This is a genomic window from Bradyrhizobium sp. LTSP857, from assembly GCF_000938285.1.
In the GTDB taxonomy this organism is placed as follows: domain Bacteria; phylum Pseudomonadota; class Alphaproteobacteria; order Rhizobiales; family Xanthobacteraceae; genus Bradyrhizobium.
The window spans coordinates 1-1,460 of record NZ_JYMS01000048.1 but is presented as its reverse complement, the minus strand read 5'-3'; the positions used below and the strand labels follow the sequence as shown (position 1 = coordinate 1,460).

Annotated in this window: 1 protein-coding gene; it reads left to right on the top strand. The window is 60.5% G+C overall.

The annotated features are described in order from the left end of the window. A partial coding sequence (locus UP06_RS32570; protein WP_045007815.1) for an autotransporter outer membrane beta-barrel domain-containing protein occupies positions 1 to 1,460 on the top strand: 1,460 nt, incomplete at both ends.

Sequence of the window (1,460 nt, the reverse complement as noted above, 5' to 3'; positions counted from 1 at the left end):
CGTGAAGGCGGACGGATCCTCGGACACACTCGCTTATACCAACGGCGTTCTCACCAGCGAGACCGTCGTGCACGCCGACAAGAGCAAAGATATCTATCTCTCCAACGTCACCGGCAAGACCTATGTCGCCGAGCACGACGTCTACAATACTGCAGGCGTCCTCACCAGCTCCGCACGCACCCACGCCGACGGATCCACTGACTACAGCTTCACGCTGGCCGCAGACGGCACCAAGACTGTGCTCCAATACAACGCCAGCGGCAGCGCACTGACATCCCGCACAGTCGCGAAGGTCGACGGCTCCTCGGACACGCAGGTTTATACCAACGGCGTGCTTACTAACGAGACCGTGGCGCACGCCGACAAGAGCAAGGACCTCTATCTCTCCAACATCACCGGCAAGACCGAGCGCGACGTCTACAATGCCGCCGGCGTCCTCACCAGCTCCGTACGCACCCACGCCGACGGATCCACTGACTACAGCTTCACGCTGGCCGCAGACGGCACCAAGACTATGCTCCAATACAACGCTAGCGGCAGCGCACTGACATCCCTCACAGTCGCAAAGGTCGACGGCTCCTCGGACACGCAGGTTTATACCAACGGCGTGCTTACTAGCGAGACCGTGGCGCATGCCGACAAGAGCAAGGACGTCTATCTGTCCAACATCACCGGCAAGACCTATGTCGCCGAGCACGACGTCTACAATGCCGCGGGCGTCCTCACCAGCTCCGCACGCACCCACGCCGACGGATCCGCTGACTACAGCTACACGCTGGCCGCAGACGGCACCAAGACGTCCCTTCAATACAACGCTAACGGCAGCCAGCTGACGACCAGCGTCGTCGTGAAGGCGGACGGTTCCTCGGACTCACTCGCCTATACCAACGGCGTTCTCACCAACGAGACCGTCGTGCACGCCGACAAGAGCAAGGACGTGTATCTGTCCAACATCGCCGGCAAGACCTACGTCGCCGAGCACGATGTCTACAACGCCGCGAGCGTGCTCATCAGCACGGCACGCACGCACGCCGACGGCACCCTCGACTCGACCTACACGCTGGGTGGGGACGGCACCAAGACGAACGACTATTTCGATACGACTGGCATTCTCAAATCAGAGGTAACCATCGGCACGAACGGCAGCACGGACACGCGAACCTATACGAATGCCTCGGGTCACGCTGTCCTGAGCAGCGACGTCTTGAAGTATGCCGCCGGATCGGCCGACATCTCCGACACCAAGCTGTATACGGTGGTGAACGGCCAGGCCACACTTTCCACGGAGACCGTGCTTCACGCCGATAACAGCAAGGACGTTTTCCTGACGAACGCCGCGGGAACGCCCTATGTAACCGAGCACGACGTGTATGACGCCACCGGCTTTCTCAAGTCCAAGGACCAGATCGCTCTCGACGGCACGCACACCCAAACCTTTTATTCAAGCGGCGCCAACGAGA